At 52.4% G+C, this 23,673-nt stretch carries 18 protein-coding genes, 1 tRNA gene and 2 pseudogenes; 10 read left to right on the top strand and 11 right to left on the bottom strand.

What is annotated here, in order from left to right; translation table 11 throughout:
- The first annotated feature begins 26 nt into the window (after nucleotides 1-26).
- The 5 genes from J1781_RS13485 to J1781_RS13465 are packed head-to-tail and all read left to right on the top strand — an operon-like array spanning nucleotide 27 to nucleotide 6,975.
- On the top strand, nucleotides 27-1,193 hold the full coding sequence (locus J1781_RS13485; RefSeq protein WP_217157432.1) for an ATP-grasp domain-containing protein: 1,167 nt from the start codon (nucleotides 27-29) through the stop codon (nucleotides 1,191-1,193).
- The gene (locus J1781_RS13480; RefSeq protein ID WP_217233737.1) at nucleotides 1,193-2,905 is read left to right on the top strand and encodes an IucA/IucC family protein; all 1,713 of its coding nucleotides are present in this window, start codon (nucleotides 1,193-1,195) and stop codon (nucleotides 2,903-2,905) included. The genes J1781_RS13485 and J1781_RS13480 overlap by 1 nt, the downstream gene beginning before the upstream one ends.
- Nucleotides 2,905-4,065, top strand: a complete 1,161-nt coding sequence (locus tag J1781_RS13475; RefSeq protein WP_217233736.1) for an MFS transporter — start codon at nucleotides 2,905-2,907, stop codon at nucleotides 4,063-4,065. The genes J1781_RS13480 and J1781_RS13475 overlap by 1 nt, the downstream gene beginning before the upstream one ends.
- Nucleotides 4,040-5,797 carry an IucA/IucC family protein gene (locus J1781_RS13470; protein ID WP_217233735.1) on the top strand — a complete coding sequence of 586 codons (1,758 nt, stop codon included), beginning with the start codon at nucleotides 4,040-4,042 and terminating at the stop codon, nucleotides 5,795-5,797. Before J1781_RS13475 ends, J1781_RS13470 begins: the two co-directional genes overlap by 26 nt.
- Nucleotides 5,794-6,975 carry a type III PLP-dependent enzyme gene (locus J1781_RS13465; RefSeq protein ID WP_217233734.1) on the top strand — a complete coding sequence of 394 codons (1,182 nt, stop codon included), beginning with the start codon at nucleotides 5,794-5,796 and terminating at the stop codon, nucleotides 6,973-6,975. Before J1781_RS13470 ends, J1781_RS13465 begins: the two co-directional genes overlap by 4 nt.
- 209 nt (nucleotides 6,976-7,184) lie before the next feature.
- On the opposite strand, the pseudogene J1781_RS13460 reads toward J1781_RS13465, so the two are convergent.
- The 5 genes and pseudogenes from J1781_RS13460 to J1781_RS13440 all read right to left on the bottom strand — a co-directional run.
- A pseudogene (locus J1781_RS13460) lies at nucleotides 7,185-7,316 on the bottom strand (transposase); the annotation flags it as partial.
- Between the two features lie 261 nt (nucleotides 7,317-7,577).
- A pseudogene (locus J1781_RS13455) lies at nucleotides 7,578-8,690 on the bottom strand (tyrosine-type recombinase/integrase).
- Between the two features lie 150 nt (nucleotides 8,691-8,840).
- Nucleotides 8,841-8,916, bottom strand: a tRNA-Asn gene (locus J1781_RS13450).
- Nucleotides 8,917-9,059: 143 nt separating this feature from the next.
- Entirely contained in the window at nucleotides 9,060-9,836 is a 777-nt protein-coding gene (mtfA, locus tag J1781_RS13445; protein WP_129952102.1) for a DgsA anti-repressor MtfA, read from the bottom strand.
- Between the two features lie 248 nt (nucleotides 9,837-10,084).
- A complete protein-coding gene (locus tag J1781_RS13440) occupies nucleotides 10,085-11,608 on the bottom strand; it encodes an EAL domain-containing protein (protein ID WP_217159074.1) in 1,524 nt (507 codons plus the stop codon).
- A 336-nt stretch (nucleotides 11,609-11,944) separates the two neighbouring features.
- On the opposite strand from J1781_RS13440, the gene J1781_RS13435 reads away from it, so the two are divergent.
- Entirely contained in the window at nucleotides 11,945-12,958 is a 1,014-nt protein-coding gene (locus tag J1781_RS13435; RefSeq protein WP_217137813.1) for an alpha/beta fold hydrolase, read from the top strand.
- 77 nt (nucleotides 12,959-13,035) lie between these two features.
- Here J1781_RS13435 and J1781_RS13430 read toward each other — a convergent pair whose 3' ends face one another.
- Nucleotides 13,036-13,545 carry a phenolic acid decarboxylase gene (locus J1781_RS13430; RefSeq protein WP_217159088.1) on the bottom strand — a complete coding sequence of 170 codons (510 nt, stop codon included), beginning with the start codon at nucleotides 13,543-13,545 and terminating at the stop codon, nucleotides 13,036-13,038.
- A 137-nt stretch (nucleotides 13,546-13,682) separates the two neighbouring features.
- On the opposite strand from J1781_RS13430, the gene J1781_RS13425 reads away from it, so the two are divergent.
- A complete protein-coding gene (locus J1781_RS13425; RefSeq protein ID WP_217233733.1) occupies nucleotides 13,683-14,579 on the top strand; it encodes a LysR family transcriptional regulator in 897 nt (298 codons plus the stop codon).
- Between the two features lie 36 nt (nucleotides 14,580-14,615).
- Here the strand turns inward: J1781_RS13425 and J1781_RS13420 are convergent, their stop codons facing one another.
- On the bottom strand, nucleotides 14,616-16,250 hold the full coding sequence (locus J1781_RS13420; RefSeq protein WP_217137814.1) for a phosphoethanolamine transferase: 1,635 nt from the start codon (nucleotides 16,248-16,250) through the stop codon (nucleotides 14,616-14,618).
- A gap of 358 nt (nucleotides 16,251-16,608) precedes the next feature.
- Here J1781_RS13420 and lpxA point away from each other — a divergent pair, with 358 nt between their 5' ends.
- Nucleotides 16,609-17,397, top strand: coding sequence for an acyl-ACP--UDP-N-acetylglucosamine O-acyltransferase (gene lpxA / locus J1781_RS13415; protein WP_217233732.1), 789 nt, complete (start codon nucleotides 16,609-16,611; stop codon nucleotides 17,395-17,397).
- A gap of 43 nt (nucleotides 17,398-17,440) precedes the next feature.
- Here the strand turns inward: lpxA and J1781_RS13410 are convergent, their stop codons facing one another.
- The 4 genes from J1781_RS13410 to J1781_RS13395 all read right to left on the bottom strand — a co-directional run bounded on the left by J1781_RS13410 (nucleotide 17,441) and on the right by J1781_RS13395 (nucleotide 21,108).
- Nucleotides 17,441-18,463, bottom strand: coding sequence for a DUF2891 domain-containing protein (locus tag J1781_RS13410; RefSeq protein WP_217233731.1), 1,023 nt, complete (start codon nucleotides 18,461-18,463; stop codon nucleotides 17,441-17,443).
- A gap of 12 nt (nucleotides 18,464-18,475) precedes the next feature.
- Nucleotides 18,476-19,426 carry a DUF979 domain-containing protein gene (locus J1781_RS13405; protein WP_129951030.1) on the bottom strand — a complete coding sequence of 317 codons (951 nt, stop codon included), beginning with the start codon at nucleotides 19,424-19,426 and terminating at the stop codon, nucleotides 18,476-18,478.
- Complete coding sequence (locus J1781_RS13400) at nucleotides 19,423-20,112, bottom strand: DUF969 domain-containing protein (RefSeq protein ID WP_129951031.1); 690 nt, start codon at nucleotides 20,110-20,112, stop codon at nucleotides 19,423-19,425. Before J1781_RS13400 ends, J1781_RS13405 begins: the two co-directional genes overlap by 4 nt.
- Before the next feature lie 336 nt (nucleotides 20,113-20,448).
- Entirely contained in the window at nucleotides 20,449-21,108 is a 660-nt protein-coding gene (locus J1781_RS13395; RefSeq protein ID WP_217137815.1) for an epoxyqueuosine reductase QueH, read from the bottom strand.
- Nucleotides 21,109-21,293: 185 nt separating this feature from the next.
- Between J1781_RS13395 and J1781_RS13390 the strand changes: the two genes are divergently transcribed.
- Together J1781_RS13390 and J1781_RS13385 are read left to right on the top strand one after the other, a co-directional pair.
- The gene (locus tag J1781_RS13390; RefSeq protein WP_129951033.1) at nucleotides 21,294-22,304 is read left to right on the top strand and encodes an AI-2E family transporter; all 1,011 of its coding nucleotides are present in this window, start codon (nucleotides 21,294-21,296) and stop codon (nucleotides 22,302-22,304) included.
- Nucleotides 22,305-22,510: 206 nt separating this feature from the next.
- A complete protein-coding gene (locus tag J1781_RS13385; RefSeq protein ID WP_129951034.1) occupies nucleotides 22,511-23,569 on the top strand; it encodes an NAD(P)-dependent alcohol dehydrogenase in 1,059 nt (352 codons plus the stop codon).
- Nucleotides 23,570-23,673 lie beyond the last annotated feature (104 nt).

The raw sequence follows: 23,673 nt of genomic DNA, 5'->3' as shown, positions 1-23,673 counted from the left end.
TTTCTGAAACCAAAACAGGTATGCACATGCTCAACCACAAGCCCTATGTAATCATTAGTCACGTCGTTAACGCGGCGGTGATCGAAGGCTTTATCCCTGCGGCGCAGCGTCTCGGTTATCCGGTGGTGCTGCTCACCGACCACGCTATGGCACACAATCAGGTGCTGGATGACAACGTCTGCGTGATTGAGTGTGAGGTGTTTAACCCGCTTTCAATCCTCGATGCGCTGACCGAGTGGGGCATTACACCTGCCGCATTGTTCTCCAATAGCGATCACCTGCAAACCGCCACGGCCATTGCCGCCACGGCGCTCGGGCTGCCAGCTAAAAACTGGCAAATTTGCTATGCCGCGAAAGAAAAGTGGCGTATGCGCCAACGGTTACAGGCGCATGGACTGCCGTCGGTGTGGTCAAGCCAACTGCTGCCCAACGAAGCGCCGCACGCCAACTGGCCCTGGCCTGTGGTGATCAAGCCGGGTCAGGGGGTGGCTTCAATGGATGTGCGTTTGCTGGACGATCTCGCCAGCTGCCAGCACTATCTCGCGTCGCTGTCGTCGCGTCAGACGCTGCTGGTCGAAGCATTTATGCAAGGCCCGCTGTTCACGTTGGAAACGCTGGGTGACGGTAACGAGCTGGTGGCGGTCGGTGGCTTCGATGTCGAACTCTCCCCACCACCACATTTTGTTGAAATGGCCGCGCGCTGGGGCGGTGAGCACAGCGTGCGCTGGAAACAGCAGGCATTAGATCAACTGCGCCAGTTTGGTGTCGGTTTTGGCGTCTGTCACAGCGAGTTTATCGTTACCGATAAGGGGCCCGTGCTGGTGGAGATCAACTATCGCAGCATTGGTGATGGACGCGAATTTCTGCTTGAACGCCTGCTGCCGGAAGGCTGGTTCACGCCGATTCTGTGCCTGCATCTCGGTGAGCCGCTGCCGCCAGTGAAACCAGCGCGGGGGGAAGCGCTGATCCACTATCTGGTGGCGCAACAGAGCGGCACGTTACAGCTTGCACCACAGCCCGCCGCCGCACCGGGGTTACGTTATCGCCCGTTAAAAGCGCAGGGCGAACGCATTGAACTGACTCATTCCAATAAAGATTACCTCGGCGTCCTTTATCTTGAAGCCAGCGATACTGCGCAACTGGAGCAACTCACTGCCTGCACTTTAGCGGCACTGAAATGGGAGGTTGCGTAATGAACCAGCACGATTACATCACGCTGCGCATCATCAATGCCAGCCTGCGCGAAGACGTTGGCGGTCTGGTAAGTACAGGCCGCATTACCGAACAGGATGATCAGCAGTGGCTGGTTTATCAGGCGGCGCAGCACAAGCTGCGATTAGCGGTACGTGCCAGCGATTATATGCAGCGCTGGCAGGCGATTTATCCGCACTGGGAAGTGCATACCCTAACAGGCTGGCAGCAACAGTCCGGTTATACCGACTGGCTGGCTGTGCTGATGCCCGATCAGCAGGATGAAACCCGTCAGCTTTTCGCTACTTATAAAGAAGAAGCTGATGCCGCCGTGATACAGGGGGAAATGTGCGCCACGGCGTTTGCTACGCAACGTGAGGCCTTGCTGCGTGCACCGACATCGATGCACTGGGGCGAACGTCTGCGCCATGCCGATCAGTTGGCGAGTTTCCTCGATCATCCATACTACCCCACGGCGCGCGCGAAGTTTGGCTTCAGCGAGGACGATCTGCGTCAGTACGCGCCGGAGTTTTGCCCGTCGTTCCACCTGCGTTGGCTGGCGCTGCCGCGCGGACAGCTGTCGCTCACCGTGCCGGAGGCAAAACCCACCTGGTGGCCACTGCCGCAGCAGGTCGGGTTGGATGCCCGACTGCAGCAGGATTATGAGCTTATTCCTCTCCATCCGCTGACACTGCGTCATCTGAGTGATCTGCCTGCCGGCGCGATCATTGCGCCGCAAGCCTGGCTTGAAGTCTATCCGACACTGTCGGTACGCACCGTTCAATTGGCGGATTATCCCACCGAACACCTTAAAGTGCCGCTCAGCATGCGCACCCTCGGACAGAAAAACATCCGCCTGATTAAAGCGTCCACTCTGTACGACGGGCAGTGGTTCGCCGAGGTGCTGTCGGCGATTGGTGAACAGGACAGCCTGTTGCGCGGCAAATACCGTCACGTGGATGAGCGTTTCTGCGGCCATGTGGCGGAAAATAAGCAACTGGCGTTCCTGCTACGCCGCTACGCCGCACCGCGCAGTGGCGAAACGTTGTTACCGGTGGCGGCGCTCGGCAGCACATTGCCGGACGAACGGCTATATCTCGTTTCGCTGCTGGAGCAGCCAGGCATGCCGGATGCTGCCAGTTGGTGGCGCGAGTACTGCCAGCTGATAGCGGATGTGCACCTGACGTTGTGGCTGCGCTACGGTATTGCACTGGAATCCAACCAGCAAAACGCGGTCCTGAGTCTGACGCCAGGGGAGCCGCTGACGCTGGTGATGAAAGATAATGATGCCGCGCGCATTTTCCCGCAGCGCTTCAAAGCCGCCTGTCCACAACTGGCGGAACGTGTTCAGCAACTGCGCGATGAGCGTATTTGCGTGCAGGAGGATCTTTCGCTGGCGCAGATGTTTATCACTATCACCCTACAACTGTGCCTGGCGGCGGTGTTGGAGAGCCTTGCTGCGGCGAAGCTACTCGATCGTGAAGCCGCTTATGACACGCTGCGAAGTGCGCTGGAAAACAGCCTGGCACGGCTGGACAGTGAAGGTGTTGATACCGCCTTTGCCAGAGAGCAGTTGTTTGCCTCTGCAACCCAGCCGGTGAAATACCTGATGCTGAGTGGCAGCCTGCTGAGTAAGCAGGCATCCGGTGCGGCGGATATCAACAAATTCTACGGCCAGAGCGGACCGAATTTCCTGCAGCGAGGCGATCGCTGATGCGCAGCACGCTAATGGCGGTGCTGGCTTGCCACTTTCTCGCGGCATTCATCGTACTTGGCGTGCCGCTCTATTTGCCACGTTTGTTGTCGGCGTTTGGCATCGGCGAGCAGAGTCTGTGGGCCGGTGTGCTGTTCAGCTTACCGGCGGTGATGACGGCACTTTCATCGGCAGGGTGGGGACGGTTTGCCGATCGCTACGGTCGGCGTCTGTCGCTGCAGCGCGCACTGGTTGGGCTGACGCTGGCGTTTATTCTGGCTGGCATTGCCCCCTCGCTACCCTGGCTGATTGTGGCGCTTGCGTTACAAGGTCTGGCCGGCGGCACGCTGGCGGCGGCTAACGGTTATCTGTCTCTGCACATGCGCGGTGATGCGCTGGCGAAAGCACTCAACTGGACACAGTTCTCGGCGCGTCTGGCGTTGTTGAGTGCACCGCCGCTGATGGGAGGCATTCTGATGCTGTTGCCTCATATCGGACAGCGTCTATGGCTGGGGTTAGCCTTTTTGCCGCTGTGCGGATTGCTGCTCAGTCTACGCTTGCCCGCTGACGTGGCCATTTCACCCAACCCTCACCTCAGGGAAGCGGTCAGCGGCAAAAATCCGCTGCTGCTGCTGCTGTGGACCATGCAGTTCTTGTTCAATTTCGCCATGGTAGTCACTTTTCCTTATTTTTTGCCCTATGCCGCGCACTGGCTGCATCAGGAGGTGTTAATCGGTGTGTTCTACAGCTGGCCACATCTGATCTATCTGCTGTTGTTGCCGCTGTGGCACCGGCTGAATGGCCGCAGCATGTTCCTCCTGCCTGGGTTGGTGCTGATCGCGCTGGCCGCGCTGTGGCATACACAGATCGCAGGTCCGCTAACCCTGCTGGCGGCACGCACCCTTTTTGGCATCGGCATATTACTGGCCTATAGCGGTGCCAATCAGATGTTGAGTGACAGCATTCGCCAGCACAACGCGGGTAGGCAGTTTGGGCAAATCGATGCCGCTGGTAAATGGGCTGGCGTGGCTGCGGGTATCAGTTCGGGCTGGCTTGTCGTGCATTTCTCGCTGCTGACGCCGTATCTGGCGTCAGCGACAGCGGCACTGTGCGGCGTCGCTATTTTTATTCTTTCATCCTTACGAGGTTCAGGTTATGTCCGTATCACTCGCAGTTCGTGAACACCCGCGACTGACGCCAAAAGTCGCGCCAGAGCGTGAGCAGGCGGAATTTGCTGGTCTGACAGCGCTGCTGAATTGCTATATTCGTGAATTCGCCCGACCTGCTGGACGTATCAGCCTGGTGCGGCAGGGGAATCTCCCGCTATCGCTGGCAAGTCGCATGGTGTCCGGCGAGGTCGTTTTGCTTGAGCTGGCAGGGTCGGATGGCACACTGTTGGCCATCCGCGCTACACGCTGGAGCCTGCTCGGGCGTGGTGATTTTACCGGCACGCCTTTTATCAAACAATTTGGCCGCTCATGGCGTGCCATACGTTGCAGCGAGGCGATGGCGTTTCTGGTCAACGATATGGTGCATCAGACCGGTCAGTTGCCGGATCTGGAACTGATGGACCAGATTGAGAACAGCGTGCAGGTAGCCAGCTTGTTTTTGCAACATTTGCCGGAAAATACCGGGCAACACGGTTATATCCGCAGCGAGGAGAGTCTGCTGTGGGGGCATCCAATGCATCCCAGCCCGAAAAGCCGTCAGGGCCTGACGCCCCAGGCGTTGCTGGCCTGTTCACCCGAAGTTTCCGCACGTTTCCCTTTGTTCTGGTTTCGTATCCATCCTTCACTGTTGCAGGTGCGTGGCAGCGCGCCAATCACAGCGATGCTCGAGCAGCTCAATGGCGACCACTGCTATCCGTGTCATCCATGGGAAGTGTCCCATATAACCGAGTCGGCATTGTACGCCCGGGCGCTCAATGCGGGGCTGATTACACCGCTCGGCCTGATCGGCCCGACATTCTCTGCCACTTCGTCGGTGCGTACGCTGTATCGCGCCGATCTGCCGTACTACCTGAAATGTTCCATTCATGTCCGCCTGACTAACTGCGTGCGCAAAAACGCCTGGTACGAGTTGGAGAGCGCGGTGGCACTGAATGAATTACTCGAGAGTCATTTTGCCCGCCTGGAAGCACAAACGCCGGGCTTTCACATCATGCGCGAACCGGGGGCAAGCAGTCTGGACTTCTCCGTGCTGGCGCAAGCGGGTGAAACGGATGAGGTGCGCCATCTGCAGGAGTGCTTCGGCATTTTATACCGTGAGAACCTGGGTGATGAACAACCGTGGCTTGCTGCCGCGCTATTTGCCCTCGACCGCCACGGAAATAGCCCATTGCAGGTCGTCATTCAGCAACTCAGCGCAGCGCAGACGATTCCCCTACAGCAGGCCAGTCTGCTATGGCTGGAACGCTATCTGGCACTTTTGCTGCCAGGGGTGCTGGAGGCTTTCTTTAGCGAAGGTCTGGTGTTCGAGCCACATCTGCAAAATGTGTTGCTGGCGATGGAAAACCATCTGCCAACAGCTGTCTGGGTACGGGATCTGGAAGGCACTAAGCTGACAAGCGAACACTGGGCGGCCAGCGATCTGGCGATGATGTCAGAACGGGCACGCCAGTCGGTCTGGTACAGCCGTGAACAGGGCTGGCGGCGTGTGGCGTATTGCCTGTTGATCAACCATCTTTCCGAAGTCTTATTCCGTCTGGCTGACGGTGATCGTCAGTTGGAGCAGGTGCTGTGGGATCTGTTGGCCGGGCAACTGGCACGCTGGCAACTGCAGCCGGAGATCGCCGACATTCTGTCGGGCGGTGCGATTCCGTCGAAAAACAACCTGAAAACCCGCCTGTTGCAGAAAGCCGATAAGCATGCAGATTACACCATGATGCAACACCCGATGAGGAGCGCCCAGTGACGCCGTTAGTGTTAAAGACGTTGCAGCAATTGCAGCAACAGCGTGCAGAACCCTTCTGTGCCTACGTTTACGATCTTGATGCATTGTCTCAGCACATCAGTGCGATGCGCAGTGCACTCCCTGCGGGCTGCGAGTTATTTTATGCTGCTAAAGCGAATCCGGAAGCCCCCGTGCTACACACGCTGCATGAGTATGTTGATGGTTATGAAGCAGCATCAGGGGGAGAGCTCAACTGGCTGCGTGAGCAGGTGCCGGACAAACCGCTGATTTTCGGCGGACCAGGCAAGCTGGAGAGCGAATTGCAACAGGCAGTGCAGTTGGGCGTAGAGGTATTGCACGTTGAAAGCCTGACTGAGTTGCATCGACTGCAGGCGATTGCGCTGCGCGAGAATCAAACCGTTTCGGTGCTGCTGCGGATGAATATCGTGCTGGACGGTATCGGCGGCACACGCCTGATGATGGGAGGAAAACCGACGCCATTTGGCCTCGACGAGCAGGAGTTGCCTGCTGCGCTGCGCGAGATAGCTGCATCCCCCTTGATTAAACTGCGCGGCTTCCACTTCCATCTGATGTCGCACCAGTTGGATGTCGATAACCATCTGGCGCTGATTCGCCTCTATCTGGAGAAAGTGCGCAACTGGTGTGATGAATGGCAATTAGACGTGGATCTGATTAACGTGGGCGGTGGGATAGGTATCAACTATCTTGATCCTGAACAGCATTTTGACTGGGCGAACTTTTGCCAGCGTCTGCCGGATGTCATGCAGATCAGTCAGGCCCTGGGCTGGACGCTACGTTTTGAATGCGGACGTTACATCGCCGCAGATTGCGGTTATTACGTGATGGAAGTGCTTGATGTGAAGAAAAACCTCGGTGAATGGTTTGCTATCGGGCGCGGCGGCACACATCACTTTCGCACACCTGCGGCACAGAACCATAACCATCCGTTTAGTGTGCTGCGCCGTGAACAGCATGCGGCGTGGATTACGGATCAACACGTGACCGTAGTGGGTCAGCTATGTACGCCAAAAGATGTGCTGGCGCGCCAGCAACCGATTGCCGCCCTGGCTGTAGGTGACTGGCTGGTGTTCAGCCTGGCAGGGGCATATGCCTGGAATATTTCCCACCAAAACTTCCTGATGCACAACCCGCCGGAGGTATTTTGGCTGAGCAAGTAAATTCTTTGAATCTGAATCATATGGCTTATGGTGAAGAAGTCTGAAAAGCAAAAAGCCTGCTTAGCTTCCTATGCAGGTTTTTCTAAAAATGGATCTCTGACTAGGATCACCTTTATCAGTAGCTGGCTCATAAATAAGCTAAATATAAAAATCACCTCCTGTCAAAACCATCACTTGTTGCGGATAACATAAATCTAGTTTGAGCGAGCCTTGCCATATGTGGATTTGCCGACATTCATTGCCGTTGCAGCGGCGGCAACGGTGTAGTGCTGATCGAGTACAAGCTGGGCAGCTTCGAGGCGAAACTCGGGGCTAAAATTGCGTCTGTTACGTCCGGTCATAATGTCACCTGTTTTGACTGTGAGGTGATGATATCACCTCTATTCAGGTGGCCAAATTCAGTGTGCCACTACAAACAGACCTAATCCGTTTCCGTGAATAGTTTTGTATAAGAAGAGGACCTCACACTTTCGATTCACGCAGGTTAATTCGGTTGAAGATGCTCATAAACGGCTTAACAATTTCTCCGAATTAAAGCCAGAAATATGCCGTACCAGTACAGACTGATACGGCTATTTCTGTAGTTTATTTTGTCAGAAGGGTTATCCCATTGTGCAACTGATTTCCTTCCCACAAATATAAGGTGGAGCATACGCTATCCGGCACATATCCAGGTAATCCGACCACCACTGCATCATCGCTTTACGGGCATCAAGATATTCCGCTTTATGGATGTAAGCTGCTCGAACGCTATTGCGTTCCTGGTGACTCATCTGCCGTTCAACCGCATCCTGTGCCCATCGGCCAGACTCCATCAGGGCACTGCAGGCCATTGCCCGAAATCCGTGGCCGCAGATTTCATCTTTCGTGTCATAACCCATCAGCCGCAGTGCCTTGTTGAGCGTGTTTTCGCACATCGGTTTATACGGATTATGATCACCCGGAAATACCAGCTCCTGATGCCCGGATATTTCCCGTATCTGTTTCAGAATAGTGATGGACTGGCTGGAGAGAGGAACGATATGCGGTGTGCGCATTTTCGCTCCACGCCCGGAATAGCGGACACCGGGGATTGCCTCGCGAGTGGCAGGAATGGTCCAGATTCTGTTCCTGAAATCGATCTCAGACCAACGGGCGAAACGCAGTTCGCTGGAACGGATAAAAAGGTACAGGGTGAGTGATACGGCCAGGCGGGTTAATTCTCGTCCTTGCTTGTAGTCCTTAATACGGGTTAACAGTTCTGGTAGTTGTTCCAAGGGAAGGGCAGGGTAGTGGCGTTTAACGGGAGGGGCGATGATACCGTCCAGATTTGCTGCCGGGTACGTGCTGCGACCGGCAGGTATCCAATCACAGGGAATATATGATTGTTCATGCTGGCAAGCAGACGGAAGGCGTGGTTCTCTGACCATATGCGGTTGCTTTTATGCCAGCTCAACGCCACGGACTGAAAGGATTTACCCTGTGAGCGAGCAACTCTTTCAGCAATTCGCTGTTGCGCGGGATTGATATTCTGCACCAGCAACTTGCGAATACCTTCACGCTGCTAACGGGCATCGGCCAGAGAAGCGTCAGGATAGGCACCCAAGCTAAGATTATTTTCTATTGATACGATATTTGAGATACCAGAGACGTGAACCGCCTGGATTGATCAGCTGATACAGACCGTGGCAATTGCAGATTGTAAAGGGTTTATCAGAAGGTTTAAAACTGCGGATTTTTTGTCATCAAGACACCTTTGGTGGTCACGTCATTATCGCACCGCAAATGCCCCTCAATCAGCCCCCACATCTCTCCCGGACGGCAGTTGCCTAACGCAAAAAACCAAAAAGCCCGCTTAAGTTTCCTTAAGCGGGCTTCTCTAAATTTGGCTCCTCTGACTGGACTCGAACCAGTGACATACGGATTAACAGTCCGCCGTTCTACCGACTGAACTACAGAGGAATCGTGTGAACGGGGCGCATAATATCCAGAGGGCTCCGGAGTGTCAACGCTAAATTCGTTAAAAACATCCGACTGCTCAGCAACTAATCAATATGGATGCAAAAGGGCAGGTTAGTGCGAAAAAATGTCCTTCAAAACGGGATTTAACAATCGCAACGCTGACCGCGCAGCTGCCTTGCCAGCGGGTCTTGTTGGTAAAAACGGGTAAAATGGCCGTATACCAGCGGAAAACGTTCTGAAAGTAATTCTGGTGCACTGAAGAAATATTCGGATAGCACGGCAAAACATTCGGCAGCATCGGTCGCAGCATAGGCGTCCATGCTGGCAGCGTCTTCACCGACCGTATCAATTTCATCCTGCAGGTTTTGCATCGCGGCGTGTAAATCGTGCTCCCACGACACTACTTCACGCAGCGGGATAGGCGGAATACCACTGACTTCACCGCCGTTGCGCATATCCAGTTTATGCGCCGCTTCGTGGATGATCAGGTTAAAACCCGAATTGTCGAATGAGTCCTCGATGTCCTGCCAGTTGAGGACAATCGGCCCCTGATCCCAGCTTTGTCCGGCGTGAATTTGTGAACCAGCATGTACCAGCCCGTTTTCATCCTGCCAGGGAGCATCAACCACAAAAGGGGAAGGGTAGAGCAGGATCTCGTGAAAACCGTCGAGCCAGGCGGCGCCCAGTTCCATGACAGGCAGCGCAAACAGCAGCGCGATACGCGCCTGCATCAGCTCCGTCAGGTCAACGCCTTGCAAAGGAACCAGCCGTTTTTGTTGCAACAACTGGCTGGCAACCTGAATCAGACGCAATTTTTCATCTTCGTTCAGGCAAGACAAAAGTGGGATATTCAGCGCATCGTTCCATACGTCTGATTTCTCAATTTTCAGTTCATTCGCTTTCCACGGCCACTTAATCATCATCTTGCTCGCAAAGTGATCAATCGGATTGTCAGCAGTGTTCTCCGCCAGAGTACTCCAATACAAGTAACTTCAACAAGTTAGCTTTGTCACAGGACTGAATCTGTATGGATGTTACACACCAGTGGATTTTTAGCAAAAAGCGCACGCATCTTATAAGACGTAGCTCACGTTATTAGTCTAGTCACAGAGTCACGAAAGTGCCCGCTGCCTGAAGAGGATAGCACCTGCCGCAGGCGGTCTGAGAATCAAAGCCATTTCCCGATAAAAATCTCCGGTGGTACGGGCTTGCCGAAAAAGTAGCCTTGCAGGAATTCAAGCTGGTAGGGCGCGAGATAATTCACCTGCGTCTGGGTTTCAATTCCTTCCGCCACGATGATCATTTGCAGGCGTTTAGCCAGATCAATCACATTATCGACGATATGTTCGGCCAGCGCATCGGTGCCAATCCGGCCGATGAAGCTCTGATCGATTTTCAGAATATCGATATGGAATTTTTGCAGGTACGCCAGACTGGAATGCCCGGTGCCAAAGTCATCCATTGCGATCAGTACGCCCATCTGGCGCAGCGTGCGAAACAGGCTGTAGGTGATTTCACCCGGTTCGATTAATTCACGCTCGGTCAGTTCGAGTACCAGATTGATCGGGTTCACCTTAAAAGCATCAATAAAAGCTTTGCAGTCTTCAGCCAGTGAGTGGTCTTTGAAATGACTGGCGCAGATATTGAAACCGAAATGGAAATTTTTAGGCAACTGTGCCGCCAGCGGGCCGAACTGCTCACGAACCTGTGCCATGATGAGGCGAGTCATGGGCACAATCAGGCCGCTCTCTTCAGCCAGCGGAATGAACTGATAAGGCGGGATCAGACCTGACTGCGGATGTTGCCAGCGCATCAGGACTTCAGCCCCCGTCACCTGATGGGTAGTGCCGTCCACGACGGGTTGCAAATACGCGATGAACTGTTTTTTCTCCAGCGCCTCTTTCAGGGCAGCTGTCGGGCCGCCCACGCGACCGAGCAGAATATAAGTCATGAACGCGATAAATAAGCTGAGCAGCGGAAATAGCACCAGACTGACGGTTGCGTAATCGAAGACATAACCCCAGTGATCACTTTGGCGGATCACTAAACGTATAGCGTAAGGATAGTGCTGAGAAGTCAGCTCCATGCGTTCGCCGGCTGGCCAGTCTTCACCGCGGTGAATGATGCCGTTGCTGTCCATCCACTGGTCGCCAACCTGTAACGCCAGATAAGCATGGGTACTGAGCAATGACAGAATGTTATGCAGAAAATAGCCATCGACACCGACCAGCACACCGCTGCCGTTAACATCATGACGATAGGCAATAAGGGGGTGATTAGGCGTGACGCTGTTGCCGCTCATCAGCATCAGTCTGCCACCCACGAATTTGTCGGTCGAGATAGTGTCAGAGCGCGGGCCAAACAGGGAAGTGCAGTAAATCGTATCCTGGTGATAAAGATTGACCGTACGGACATTGGGCACTTTCGCCACCTGCCAGCGCAGCGCTTGCAGAGTCCTGGCATCACAGGGCATGCCAATCAGATTTTCAACGGCACTGGTTGCAATGGCGGCATTATCCAGCGTCATATCCACCAGCCTCACGGATTGTTGCAAATTTGCAGCGGTATCACGTCGTAATCCCTGAGATGTTTGCCATGAGATTGCCCATGTTCCGAGTGCAGCGACAACAACGAAGGCGAGCAGTGAAACGCATATCCGGACAGAGCGTCGGTTTAACCAATTTAAGGTCAAGGGTAACCACCAGTGAGAGCCTGAGAGCGACGATTCGCCCCGTCAATATAACCTATAACGGTGTTATTCACTGCCACAAGGCAAATAACAAGGCCAATCTGAGAGTGCTGATAATCTCATTTTTAATTCATATTATGAATAGTTATGGATTCAACTGTAATAAGTTTAAATCAAAACCGGCCCCCGGCGGCCAGGATGAGTATTTACCGGACATACCGTTACATTTTGCAAACGAAAGACTGAATCAGCCGGTCTTAAGTGGTTTTTCTGAAGGCGTAAATTTTGTAGCATAGTGTTTTACGCCGTCTGTTCAGTGAACGCCACCAGGACAACCCGATGCTTCCCCGTTTTAAAGTGCTCTTTTATGCGGCTGTTTTATCCTTTTCTTTCTCCGGCTCAATAATGGCGGCAGACGCTCCCGCTTACGGCCCGCAATTGCAGGGATTTGATTATCCGTTCCCGCTGAAGCAATTTTCCTTTAGTTCCCAGGGTGCACCACTGCAAATGGGCTATCTGGACGTTGCCCCTGCCGGGCATAAAAACGGCCAGACTGTGGTGCTGATGCATGGCAAGAATTTCTGTGCCGCAACCTGGGGTGACACTATTTCGGCTCTGGTAAGTCATGGCTATCGGGTTATCGCGCCTGATCAGGTCGGGTTCTGTTCATCGACCAAGCCTTCCCATTACCAGTACAGTTTCCAGCAGTTGGCGACCAACACGCATGAGTTGTTGAAAAACCTTAAAATCAGCAAAGCCGTTATTGTCGGGCATTCGACTGGCGGCATGCTGGCGACACGTTACAGCCTGATGTATGCGCCGGAAGTGTCGAAACTGGTGCTCGTGAACCCAATTGGTCTGGAAGACTGGAAAGCCAAAGGCGTCCCCTATCGTACGGTCGATCAGTGGTATGATCGCGAACTGAAAACCTCAGCGGACAGCATTAAACAGTACGAATTAAAAACGTATTACGTGAATAAATGGAAACCGGAATATGACCGCTGGGTCGATATGCTGGCAGGCCTGAATAACGGTCCGGGGCACAAGCTGGTAGCATGGAACTCAGCGCTGATTTACGACATGATTTTCACTCAGCCGGTCTTTTACGAATTCAAAAATCTCCGCGTACCCACCACCCTGATAATTGGCACGGCTGACACCACAGCCATTGGCAGCGATATTGCCCCGCCTGCGGTGAAAGCCAAAATCGGCCATTACAACGTGCTGGGCAAACAGGTTGCGAAGCTTATTCCGCACGCGAAACTGATCGAGTTTAAAGGCCTTGGACACGCACCGCAGATGGAAGAACCGGAAAAATTCAATGCGACGCTGCTGAAAACGCTGGCACGCTGACGGCCTGTATCCCTGACCTGTTCATAAAAAACCACAGCCCTTACGGACTGTGGTTTTTTATGTCTGTAGTTTAGTGATTAACGCAGATTGTCCGGGAAGTTAGCCGGTAACTCGCTGGCCGGGCAGTCGATCACCCCGTTATTGTCGGCGCCGCAGTCGCGGACGAAAGTTATGGTCGCGAATTCATCAATGACTTCCGTCGGATAAGCCGGGCCGGCATCGCGATATGAATTCATCAGCGGAATATGTTCGTTCTGGAAGCAAACGGTTTTTTCCGGATTGTTCATGATCCAGCGTGGAAAGAAAATCGTGCCGTGGAACACGTTGTCACCCAGGTTGACTATCAGGCTGACATCGGTACCGGTCGGCTCTGTCCAGGAAATTTTGTACACATCAGAAGCCACACGCACGATATAAGCTTGCTGATCTTTCACCCAGCGGTTGCCAACCAGCCCGCTATGAATGCGGTAATCCAGCGTTCCGGCATTTTTCACATAGATTTCATAATTCCAGCCATTGTCATAGGTGTAAACCACGTGTTTGCCGATGAAATTGCTCAGGTCGTGTTTATCAAAGCTGCTCATAATAATTTTCCTTATTAGTGCGCCGTATGTCAGTGCTGTTTCGATAGAGAGAGAGTACACGCTAAAAAATTGATAAAAAAACGCTCTTTTCTGATAAAAAGCATCTAAAATTCCGATAAATTTCTCCGAAGGAAAAAAGCATGGCACTTCCACGAACCACTCTTGAGCAGTGGGTGGTGTTGCAGACGGTCATTGAACAGGGGAGTTACGCGCAGGCAGCGCGGGTGCTGAACCGCAGCCAGTCTTCTGTCAGTTATGCGCTGAGCGGATTGCAGGAACGGCTTGGCCTGCCGTTGCTGGAAATTCAGGGTCGTAAAGCGACCCTGACCGGGCAGGGACGGGCGTTGCTGACGCAGGCAATGCCGCTTATTTCAGCCTTTTTGCAGCTTGAGCACCGCGCTGCCGGGCTGAAAGGCGGAACACGCACCGAACTGAGCCTGGTGGTCGACAGCGTCTTTCCGAAATACCGGTTGTTTCGCGCACTTAAAAGTTTTCAACAACAATTTCCCGATACCCGGGTGCACCTGACGGAAATTTTGCGCGGAGAAAGCCTGGAGCAATTAAACGAACGGTCTGCTGATTTATACATCACCACGCTGGCACCGGAAAATGCCATACAGGGACGCTTTCTGCTGGACGTGGATTTTGTCCCGGTGGCGAAAAACGATCATCCGCTGATGAGCCTCGCTGTTCCGCTGACCGCAGAGGACCTGGCACGCTTCCCGCTGATCAGCGTGGCCGACCGGCACTCGCCGCGTAATGAAAATGCACCATCCGGCCCCCGTGCCAGCTGGACCTTCACTACTGTCGGGGCCGCGATGGAAGCGATTATGGTGGGCGTAGGATACGGCTGGCTGCCGCTGGAAAGTGTGGAGAAAACGCTGGAGAGCGGTTTGCTTCGCCGTCTTGAATTAACAACCAGAACGGTGCGGCAAACGGCACTGTATATGGTGATGGATAATCAATCTGAGCAGTTCGATAAAACGGTCAGCGCACTGGCAACAAGCATTCTGACAGAGTGCGGTTTGCTGCCATAACATTCTGGCAGCAAACCCTTTCAGCTGCGGGCGTGACTACTTCTGAGATGGGCGGCAGGCCGCCAGAATATCCAGTTGTGGGTCACGTTCTGAAGTCTGTACGTTCATCGCGCTCAGCACGGTGTGGAACAGGTTATCCTGCGAAACGTCTTTGTTCGCAGCATTGGATTTCAGGCATTGCATATCTATTCCCTGCGCTTTGACATAGCCATCAGACAGCCAGAATAGCATCGGCACATGGGTCTGTTGCGCCGGTGCCACGCTGTAAGGCGTACCGTGCAGATACAGGCCATTTTCACCCAAGGATTCACCATGGTCGGAAAGATAAATTACGGCCACATTGTACTTATCCTGATACTGCTTCGCTTTTTCAATCACCTGCGACACCATGTAATCCGTGTAAAGCAGCGTATTATCGTAGGTATTCACCAGTTGTTCTTGTGAACAGTTTTCAATGTCGCTGCGCGGGCAGTCAGGCATGAACTTGCGGAATTCCTGAGGATAGCGTTTGTAATATGTCGGGCCGTGGCTGCCGATCAGATGTAAGCTAATCAGCGTATTTTTGCCGTCAGCCTTGATGTCATCATCAATATTCTGCATCAGTGCCATGTCGTAGCAGGTATCACCATCACAATATTTACCGTCTTTTTGGGTATTAATGGTGACATTCGGCACACGGTCGCAGACCCCTTTACAGCCTTCGTCATTGTCTTTCCAGAATACTGAAACGCCGGCCTTATGCAGAATATCCAGCAAACCTTCACTGTTACGGGCGCGGTTGGCGTCGTAACTGGTGCGTTTCATGTTTGAGAACATGCACGGCACAGAAATTGCCGTTGCCGTACCGCATGACGTCATCTTCGTAAAGTACACCACGTCCGGAATGGCTTGCGTGTACTGATTGGTTGGTTTGGCGTATCCCTCATACGACTGATTTTGCGCCCGTGCTGTTTCCCCGATCACCAGGAACACCAGATTGGGTTTTTGCCCCGGTTGTTGTACCAGTTTTGCATCATTACCAAGAGTCCGGAACGGCATTTTCGGTGTGAAGTAACGGTGATTCATGTACTGGAACGCACTGTAAAGATAGTTGGTCGGTACGATTTCCAGATTCAGAGTGCGGTTGTTACGGCCAACGGAAGCATAATCTTTGTAAAAAACGCCGGCAATGGAAGCAACGACCAGCAATGAAATCACCATTGACACCAGGCGTACTCCCAGACGGCGCAGCAGTGTTTTTTCATAGCTGACCGGTGTCAGGAAAAGCAAAATCGCGGGCAAAACGCCGGTGAAGACAAACCACAGCACCACTTTCAGATTCAGGTATGAGGATGCTTCAGCAGATTGCGTCTCGAGGATATTCTCGATCATGCCGCGATCGAAAACGACCTGGAAGGTCATCATCGCGAAACTGGCGAGGGCACTGACCGGGAGCACGATAATGAAGAATGGCTTAAGCAACGGGCGAAAACTGAAAGGGGTGAACACAAAGTTCAGTGCGGCAAACAGCGCGACCGGTATGCTCAGGGCGAAAGCCAGATTGTATGCGGGCAGTGCATTTAAGATGCGGTAAAAATGCAACAAAATAGGTAAGTTAACCACAAAGGTAAAATACAGAGTCAGCAATAAAGTCAGCGTAAAGTAGCTGATCTTCGGAAATATATAGCGCAATGAAAACTCCCAACAAAATGACGGTAGCAGGGTTAATGTGAGGGAAAGATAACGTACGGAAATGAATATTCATAAGAATATTCATCCAAGCTTAAGAAAGCCTTAATCTACCCGTCATAAATCCTTCATCCTGCAGCGTTTCTGAAAAAGTTCAGAAAATATATAAAATATAAGAGACCGCCTTTTCTTGCATGAAGCCTTATGCTCACCGGCGTAGCGATGTGGATGTTCAACGAAACACCCTTTGTTTAAACCTCTCTGAGCGCGTTTCCCTCCGCTCATTTTGTCTTTCCCTGATTATGCCTGACCGGTTTAATTCATCACTGACTGTCTGCGGGCTGTCAGAAGGATATTCGTTTTGATCTCATCTTCGGCCATCATTGCGGCCAGCAGCATTATTGAACCCGGTGTGATTATTGGGCCGCGAGTGGTTATCGGGCCTTTTTGTGTTATTTCAGCGGGTGTGCAAATTGGCGAAGGAACATGCATTTCTTCGCATGTCATCATCAACGGCAATACCAAAATAGGTAGGGATAATCAGATTGGCAGAGGCTCATCCATTGGCGAAATCAGTCAGGATTTGAAATACGCCGGAGAACCTACCGGACTGGAAATCGGCAATGGAAACCAGATTGGCTGCCATGCCACATTACATCGAGGCACTGTACAGGGCGGCGGTATGACCCGGATAGGGCATCTGAATATTTTTGAGCGGGGTGTCCATCTCGGCCATGACTGCCAGGTGGGAAATGCCACGTTCATTGGCGAACATAGTGCTCTGGCAGGGCATGTTTTATTAGGTAATGATGCGCGGATTGATGCCCTGAGCGCAGTGCATCAGTTTTGTATTATTGGTGCGGGAGCCCGTTTGCTTGCCAATACGTGTGTGGTGCAGGATGTGCCGCCGTTTGTGATGGCAGGCGGAAACCGCGCGGTACCTAAAGGGATAAACGAGCAGACAGCAGAATTTTGCCGGGCTGGCAGTTCGCAGCAAAATATCATCCGCTATCTGTACGATTTGCTTTATCACCGGCAGGAAACGATTGAACGGGTAAAGTCAGAAATTGAGCGGCTCAGCACGGAATATCCGTTACTGTGCCACTTCAATGCTTTTTTCCTTCATTCAGCGCGCGGGATCATTCGTTAACGGGTTTACGGTAATCCTGCGGCTGAACAGAGGTGACGGGCTGTCAGGCTTCGAGTGCTAACAGGGCAAAGGTTGCCAGCCAGTGCTCGCCCATATAGGTGCTGTCGAGATGGTTCAGCGCGCTGTGCAGATGGGCTTCTGCCGTCTGACGTAGCAAGACCGCACGCGGATCACCCGCTGGCAGCGCAGAGGCCAGCGAACGCTGACACCAGGCACGGCTGAGATTCAGCCCGTCCAGATGGCCAATTTTACCGTCGCTGCGGTCAGTGACCGTGGCGGGGATAAACAGTGTCGCAGGCTGGCTGTGCGCCAGATCCGGTAAAAAACGGCCAAACCAGGTCACAAATGCTTCGGGCGGTAAAACGCGGCGCATCAGTTCAGCTTCCATCAGGGAAGGTGAAAGGAATTCATCACCGCCCGGTTCCCATGCCTGACAATGCACATCTTCAAGATGCCAGCGCAATGCCGTTTCTTCGATCAATTCTGCCAGTTTGTGATGCTTAACACAGCGGGCATAATCCAGTGTTAACGCCAGAGCAAAAGCTGTGTTGAAATGGCTGCCGACCCGCAGGGGATAGGTTGCCTTTGGCAGAAAAGTGCTAAAACTCTTTTCGAAGAACCGGCTCATGGGCGCGAGCGTTTTCGCCCATTCCGCAGCCTGTGGCAGGGTCATTTCATGCAATTGCTGGCTCAGCGCCAGACACCACGCCCAGCCATACGGCCGTTCAAATCCGGCATGTTGCGTCTGTTGCAGATAGGCCATTTCACCGGCGACATTTTCTGCCGTGAAATGCCGGCCGGCCACCGCAATGATTTTTTCTGCTTCCGGCAGTTGTGGAAAACGATCCAGCAGTCGCAGCAATAACCAGTATCCGTGCACACAGGAATGCCAGTCATAGCTGCCGTAAAAGATCGGATGCAACTGGCGTGGCGTTTGCGCATCCGCTGCGCTGCTCATGGCATGCATGAGTTTATTCGGGTATTCGCGTGTTAAGTGATTCAGTGCCAGTGAAGCAAAACGGGATGCCATCTCTGCCGTCAGTACACTATGTTGTTGCGTCGTCATCGTCTTTCCTTATCAGAAACGGAACACAAAGAAATACATAAACGCGGTATTGACCAGCAACAGTAATACACCGGTTTTCCACTGCGCTTTAATCACGCCATTCTTATCCTGCAATTCCAGCAGCGCCGCGGGGACGATATTAAAATTGGCTGCCATCGGGGTCATCAGGGTGCCGCAGAAACCGGATAACATGCCGATCGCGCCCATAATCGCCGGATTTCCGCCCAGCTGGTTGACGATAAGTGGCAGCCCGATCCCCGCCGTCATGACCGGGAAGGCGGCAAAACCGTTTCCCATGATCATCGTGAAAAGCGCCATGCCGAAGGTATAGGCAATCACAATCGCCAGCGGTGAACCGAGCGGAATGATATTTTTGACCAGGTCCGACACCACGCCGCCGACTCCCGCCAGTGCAAACAGCGCGCCAAGAGCGGCCAGCATTTGTGGCAAAATAGCTGCCCAGCCAACGGTATCCATTGTCTGTCCCCCCGCTTTCACTGCTTTGACCGGCGAATCACGCAGCATAATCAGCGCCACGATGAAGGCCACCAGCGTGCCGATTACCAGCGAAATCAGCGTGACGTTTTTGGCTTCCACCAGCGGCGTGTATTTCAGCGTCAGGGTGCCAGCCAGGGTCACCAGGGGGATCAACAGGGCAGGAATAAACAGTTTATTGCCAAAACGTTTTGAGCCAGCTTCACGCTTTTCAACCTGATCAGGCTGTCCGCTTTCTGATTTGCCTTTCCCCAGTTTTCCGCTCCCGGCGATGATCGCCAGCAGAATCGCCATACAACCGGTAATGAAGTGTGGCAATTGCGCACCAAACAGGAAAGTTATGCCGTAAATCCCCCAGAACAGCGCATTGACATAACGGCGTGAGTGGCTTTTGTCGCGTACGTTGAAAAATGCATAAGCACAGAACATCAGTCCCGCAAGAATATAAACAGTCTGCAAGGTGATCATTTCGCCGCGCTCCCGTGTTGCACGTCAAAGCGCTTAGCCAGCGAACGGTCAAGTAACCACAGACGAATAAAATGGATAATCAGCGCAGCAATAGCCGTCGGGATCGCCCAGACAGACAGGTGCAACGGTTCAACGTTAATGCCGTACTGTTCCAGAAAGCCTTTAATCAGGAGGATAGATTGCACCGCAATGAAAATGTCCTCGCCGAAGAAAACGGCCACATTATCGGTTGCGGCGGCATGAGCCCGGATCTTCTGACGGATATCATTGGGCAAATCGCCGTATCTGGTGGTGGCTGCGGCTTCAGCCATCGGCGCGATCAGCGGGCGTACCATCTGCGCATGACCACCGAGCGAGTTAAGCCCCAGTGCGGCGGTCATCTGGCGCAGGAAAAAGTACAGCATCAGCACGCGACCGGTGGTGGCAGCATGTACTTTGGAAATTAAATGACGCGCCTGTTCTTTCAGGCCGCTGCGCTCGAGGATGGCAATCACCGGCAGTGTCAGCCATATCAACCCCATATAGCGATTATCGGTGAACGCTTTGCCAAATGCGCTGATGATATCAACGGTATGCATTCCGCCCGCCAGGCCGGTAGAAATACCGGCGACCGTCACCACCAGTAAAGAGTTAAACCGCAGTGCAAAACCCAGCACAACGATCGGAATACCTATTAATACCCACATATTTTGTCCCTCAATAATGACGTGTTTGCTTTATATTTTTAATGAACCTGAACAATGTTGATACACTTGTAATAACCGGGTGTTATTGCTTATGTTAAATACATATATATAAAAATATGAGACGGAAAGTAACAAGCAACAGTGGTGAATACAAGGCACAAAGGCGGGGCAGGTCATAGGAAATTATTCTAGAAAACTTAGGCTTAAGGGGCTGGCAAAATAAATAACTAACGTGTCAATTATGACTGGCGAATCTGACAGGAGGCGGGCGAAATAACAGAATAATTAACCCGGCCTGTTGACCGGATATAACAAAAAGAGAGGGTTCAGGCAGTTTTATTCGTTGTCTTCGTCGCCGTAATATTTGACGCCGAGTTTGATCAGCCCACGGCCTTGTGCTTTGCGGTGTAAGTTACTGTCGCGCAAGGAATAAACACAGCCGCAGTATTCCTGTTGGTAAAAGCGTTCGCGCTTGCTGATTTCAATCATGCGCGCCGATCCGCCTTTTTTACGCCAGTTATAATCCCAGTAAATCATGCCCGGGTAAGGTGCCGCGGCACGTTCGCCGCTGCCTGTGATTTGCTTCATGTCTTTCCAGCGGGAGATACCCAGACAACTGGTGATGGCGCTGAAACCATGTTCAAAGGCATATAATGCCGTGCGTTCAAAACGCATATCAAAACACATGGTGCAGCGCACACCACGCTCAGGTTCATTTTCCATTCCCTTTGCCCGCGCAAACCAGTTATCGGTGTCATAATCGGCATCGATAAAAGGAATGCCATGCTGTTCGGCAAAACGCATATTTTCTTCTTTACGTAGCAGATATTCTTTCTGCGGGTGAATATTAGGATTGTAGAAGAAAATCGTATAGTCGATCCCCGATGCCTGAATGGCTTCCATCACTTCGCCTGAGCAGGGCGCACAGCAGGAATGCAGTAATAATTTATCGTGTCCGGCAGGCAGGGCCAGTTTCTCGCGAATTACTTCAGACATATTATTCTCCAGACTCTCGGATTTTCTTTACGATCTTTTCAGGGGGAGATGATAGAAGAACCTCTCTGTCTGTCAAAATTTTCTTAACGGGTTAAGTTGTCAGAGGATTGTGCGCCGGACTTCAGTGCTATGATATGACCCGATCCGGGGGAAGCCCGGTACACAGAGATCTAAGGATACAGGCAATGCAAATTATGAGATCGAATCAAATTCGCTGGCTCAGTGTGGTGATTGTGACGGGCGGGTTGTTACTGATTCTTCCTCTTCATTTACTGGCATGTTTTATTGCCGGTTTTTTAGTGTTTGAACTCATCAATGCGCTTACTCCGTACTTTCAAAAAATTATCAGTGGCGAACGTGCACGCTGGCTAGTGGTGGCCATTATTGCGACCCTGGTTATCAGTTGTCTGACGCTGGCGATTGCGGGCATTGCCGATTTTCTGATGGAAGATATGCGTAATCCCGTGGCATTTAACGCCATGGTATCGCGTCTGCTGACAGACGCGCAAAGCCGCTTATCGCCCGTGTTACTGCATTATTTACCGGCGAATATTGAAGAGTTGCAGCGTAGTTTCCTGCTGTGGTTGCGTGAGCATATTGTGATGATTCAGGCCGTTGGCAAGAACGCCGCCCATGTTTTCCTGACCATGATTATCGGTATGATCCTCGGGGCGATTATCTCGCTTCAGCAGCCGCGTAAGGGGGAACTGCACGCGCCACTGAAAAAAGAGTTATTGCAACGGATGCATTTATTGGGCGAAGCCTTCCGTAACGTAGTCTTTGCGCAGTTCCAGATTTCCCTGATCAATACCGTACTGTCCGGCATTTTCCTGTTCGGTATTTTACCGTTGTTCGGCATTCATCTGCCGCTGGCGAAAACACTGGTTGTCGTGACATTCGTCTGCGGACTGCTGCCGGTTATCGGTAATCTGATTTCGAATACACTGATTTTCATTGTCGGCCTGTCGCTGTCATTGTGGGTCGGTGCGCTGGTGCTGGCATATCTGATTATCATTCATAAAGTGGAATACTTTCTTAATGCCCGTATTGTGGGCAGCCGTATCAAGGCGAAATCCTGGGAAGTTTTACTGGCGATGCTTATCTTCGAGGCGGCGTTCGGTATACCCGGCGTCGTCGCGGCGCCTATCTATTACGCTTACCTGAAAAGCGAACTGAAAGAAGCAGGTCTGATTTAATCCTTTCTGAAAACATGGCGCTTCGCGGGCAGAGCGCCATTGTTTAGTCTCTGTACAATCCATGCTAAAAATCCTGAAAAAAACAGATTCAGGCAAGTAATGGCGAGGATCGTTATATCAGTGAGTCACCTTAAGCCGTCATAATTTTACGGTGCCTGCCTTTTCTGCGGGTATGCAGTATTCCGTAATCCAATCAGGAGATAAAAATGACGCTTAACGTTCGTGGTTTCGCTGCACTTTCAGCGGATGCGCCTCTTGCGCCTCATAATTTTGTTCGCCGTGACCCGCGTGATACCGACGTTGTGATCGACATTCTGTACTGCGGTGTTTGTCACTCCGACATCCACCAGGCGCGTAATGAATGGCATCAAAGCATTTATCCGATGGTTCCGGGGCATGAAATTATCGGACGCGTGAAACAGATTGGTGCGAAAGTCGCGGGTTTCAAAGTGGGCGATACCGTCGGTGTCGGTTGTATGGTCGATTCTTGTCAGCATTGTGAATCCTGTGCAGAAAGCCTGGAACAGTACTGTGAAGAAGGCGCTACCATGACTTATAACAGCCATGATCGTCATGACAACATGATGACCTATGGTGGTTATTCTGAACAAATTGTGGTTTCAGAAAAATTTGTTCTGCGCGTTTCTGAAAAGCTGGACATCAAATCTGCGGCACCGCTGCTGTGTGCGGGTATTACCACTTACTCTCCGCTGAAACACTGGAAAGTCGGTAAAGGTCACAAAGTGGCTGTGGTGGGGCTGGGCGGTCTGGGCCATATGGGTCTGAAGTTTGCCAAAGCACTGGGCGCAGACGTTACGCTGTTCACCCGTTCCAAAGGTAAAGAGCAGGAAGCTTACCGTCTGGGCGCTGACCACGTCGTGTTGTCAACCGATGAAGCGCAAATGGCGGCAGTTAAAAGCCACTTCGATTTCATTCTGGACACCGTACCTAACCCACATGATCTGAACCCGTACCTGGATACGCTTAAACGTGACGGCACCCATATCTTGGTCGGTCTGATCGAACCAATCGAACCTGCGCTGCACAGCGGCAAACTGATTATGGGGCGTAAAACGGTTGCCGGTTCCCTGATCGGTGGTATCGCTGAAACCCAGGAAATGCTGGATTTCTGTGCCGCCCATGATATTTCCTGTGATGTGGAAATGATCGACATGCAGGATATCAACGGCGCGTATGAACGTATGCTGAAAAGCGACGTGAAATACCGCTTTGTTGTTGATATGGCGTCACTGAAAAACGCCTGAAGGCCGTATTGAATCACATGGATTAAATAGCGACCTGATGCGCCTGCCCGGTTTATCACTCTTTGAGTGAAAGAACACGGCAGGGCGGGCGCATTGTGGCGAAA

This window comes from Rahnella perminowiae (genome assembly GCF_019049695.1).
Lineage (GTDB): Bacteria > Pseudomonadota > Gammaproteobacteria > Enterobacterales > Enterobacteriaceae > Rahnella > Rahnella perminowiae.
The sequence above is the reverse complement of the archived record's forward strand: the minus strand, read 5'-3'. Positions and strand labels throughout refer to the sequence as shown.